Origin of the sequence: Streptomyces sp. WG5, assembly GCF_049974565.1 — a bacterium.
Classification (GTDB): domain Bacteria; phylum Actinomycetota; class Actinomycetes; order Streptomycetales; family Streptomycetaceae; genus Streptomyces.
Window position 1 is genome coordinate 1 of the sequence record NZ_JBNGGC010000096.1, and the last position, 3,004, is coordinate 3,004.

The 3,004-nt window shown below is 74.1% G+C and carries 1 protein-coding gene; it reads left to right on the top strand.

The window, feature by feature from the left end; genetic code table 11:
- On the top strand, positions 1 to 3,004 hold a 3,004-nt coding region (locus tag ACP4IX_RS35975; protein WP_426558822.1), incomplete at both ends, for an acyltransferase domain-containing protein.

A 3,004-nucleotide genomic window follows, 5' to 3' on the forward strand; every position in this document is an offset into this window, starting at 1 on the left:
CGGCATCTCGTCCTTCGGTATCAGCGGCACCAACGCCCACACGATCATCGAGCAGGCCCCCGACGACCTCGCCCCGAGCAACGGCGTCGCCCAGGCTCCCGCCGAGGCCGACGGTTCGGTGCTGGCGTACGTGCTGTCGGCGAAGTCCCCGGACGGCCTCCGCGATCAGGCAGCCCGGCTGCGGGCCCACCTGGAAGAGGCGCCCGGCCTCGCCGCCGCCGATGTGGCCTACACCCTTGCCACCCGGCGCGCTGCCTTCGAGCACCGTGCGGCGGTCGTGGCGGCGGACCGGGACGAGCTGCTGCGTGGCCTCGCGGCCGTGGCGGCCGACGGCCCGGCGGCATCGGTGGTGCGCGGCACGGCAGGCACAGCAGGGCTCGCCTTCCTCTTCACCGGGCAGGGCAGCCAGCGGCTGGGGATGGGCCGGGAGCTGTACGACGCGTACCCCGTGTTCGCGGACGCGCTGGACGCGGTCAGGTCGCACCTCGACATCCCGCTGAAGGACGTCCTGTTCGGCGATGACGCCGATCTGCTGAACGAGACCGCCCACACGCAGCCGGCGCTCTTCGCGATCGAGGTCGCGCTGTTCCGGCTGCTGGAGAGCTGGGGTGTGAAGCCGGACTTCCTGTCGGGTCACTCCATCGGCGAGATCGCCGCCGCCCACGTCTCGGGGGTGCTGTCCCTGGAGGACGCCTGCACACTGGTCGGGGCACGCGGACGGCTGATGCAGGCGTTGCCCACGGGCGGTGTGATGATCGCGCTGCAGGCCGCCGAGGACGAGGTCCTGCCGCTGCTGAACGAGCGGGTGAGCATCGCCGCCGTCAACGGCCCGCAGGCAGTGGTCATCGCGGGTGACGAGGACGCCGCGACGGCCGTCGCCACGGAGTTCCCGGACCGCAAGTCCAAGCGCCTGACGGTCAGCCACGCGTTCCACTCCCCGCACATGGACGCCATGCTCGCGGACTTCCGCAAGGTCGCCGAGGGCCTGTCCTACGCGTCGCCCCGCATCCCGGTCGTCTCCAACCTCACCGGCGGCGTGGTCACCGACGAGATGGCCTCGGCGGACTTCTGGGTGCGGCACGTCCGTGAGGCCGTCCGCTTCCTCGACGGCGTCCGCGCGCTGGAGGCCGCCGGCGTCACCACCTATCTCGAACTCGGCCCCGACGGAGTCCTCTCCGCCATGGCCCAGGAGTGCCTGACCGAGGACGGCGCCGCCTTCGTGTCGCTCCTGCGCAGAGGGCGCCCCGAGGCCGAGACCGTCACCACCGCCCTCGCCCGGGCCCACGCCGCCGGCGTCGCCGCCGACTGGGAGGCGTACTTCGCGCCGACCGGCGGCCGGCAGGTCGAACTGCCCACCTACGCCTTCCAGCGCGAGTGGTACTGGCTGGAGTCGGGCGGCCACTTCATCGGGGACGTCACGTCGGCCGGTCTCGACGCGGCGGAGCACCCGCTGCTCGGCGCGGCGGTCGAGCTGCCCGACTCGGATGGTTTCCTCTTCACCGGGCGCCTGTCTCTGGCCACGCACCCGTGGCTCGCCGACCACGCGGTCATGGGCTCGGTGCTCCTGCCGGGCACGGCGTTCGTCGAACTGGCGATGCGGGCCGGCGAGCAGGTCGGCTGCGAGGTCCTGGACGACCTGACGCTGGAGGCGCCGCTGGTGCTGCCGGAGCACGGTGGTGTGCAGCTGCGTCTCTCCGTCACCGGAGCGGACGACGACGGAAGCCGGGCCGTGGCCCTGCACTCCCGCGGCGAGAACGCACCCGCCGACGAGCCCTGGACGCGGCACGCCGGCGGTGTGCTCGCCGCCGCCACGGCGGTCCCGGCCCCCGCTTCCGACCTGGCGGCCTGGCCGCCGCCCGGTGCGGAGCCGGTCGGCATCGACGGGCTGTACGACGGCCTGGCGGCGGCCGGATTCGACTACGGCGCGGTCTTCCAGGGGCTGCGCGCGGCCTGGCGGATCGGCGACGAGGTCTACGCCGAAGTGCGCCTCGACGAGGACGCCGCCGCGACGGCGGAGTGGTTCGGTCTGCACCCGGCCCTCCTCGACGCCACCTTGCACGCCGCCGGCCTCGGCGGACTCGTGGAGGACACCGGGCAGGGGCGTCTGCCGTTCGCGTGGGGCGGAGTGCGACTGCACGCCGCCGGAGCGGCGGCGGTACGCGTCCGCCTGGCTCCGGCCGGCCGCGACACGGTGTCCCTGCACCTGGCCGACGAGACCGGGGCGCCCGTCGCCTCGGTGGAGTCGCTGGTGCTGCGGGCCGTCTCGCCCGAGCAGATCGGCGCCGCGGCGCGCAGCGGGCGTATGGAGTCGCTGTTCGTGGTCGACTGGACCACGCTGCCCCTCGCACCGGTGCCCGCCACCCACCAGCGTCCCATGGCACTGCTCACCGAGTCTCCCGGTCAGGCGGGTCTGGACGCCGCGGGCGTCGGCCACGAGGTCTACGCGGACCTGACCGCCCTCCCCGCTGAGGGTGAGGCCCTGCCGGAGGTCGTCGTGGTGCCGCTGGTCGGCGCCGCGTCCGACGACCTGCCGGGTGCCGCGCATGCCGAGACCGGGCGGGTGCTCGCGTTGCTGCGGGACTGGCTCGGCGACGAGCGGTTCGCCGACTCGCGGCTGGCCTTCCTGACGCGGGGCGCGGTGGCCTCCGTCCCGGACGACGAGGTCGCGGACCTGGCGTATGCCCCGGTGTGGGGTCTGGTGCGGTCGGCGCAGTCGGAGAACCCGGGCCGCTTCCTCCTGATCGACACCGACGACACCGAAGCCTCCTACCGGGCGCTGCCCGCCGTGCTCGCGGCGGGTGAGCCGGAGGCCGCGGTGCGGGGTGGCGCGGTACAGGTGCCGCGTCTGGTGCGTGCGGTGGTGGAGCCGGAGGCCGGGGCGCCGGTGTTTGAGGGCACGGTGTTGGTGACGGGTGCCAGTGGTGCGTTGGGCGGGTTGTTCGTGCGGCATCTCGTCACCGAGTACGGGGTGCGGGATCTGCTGCTGGTGAGCCGGCGGGGCGGG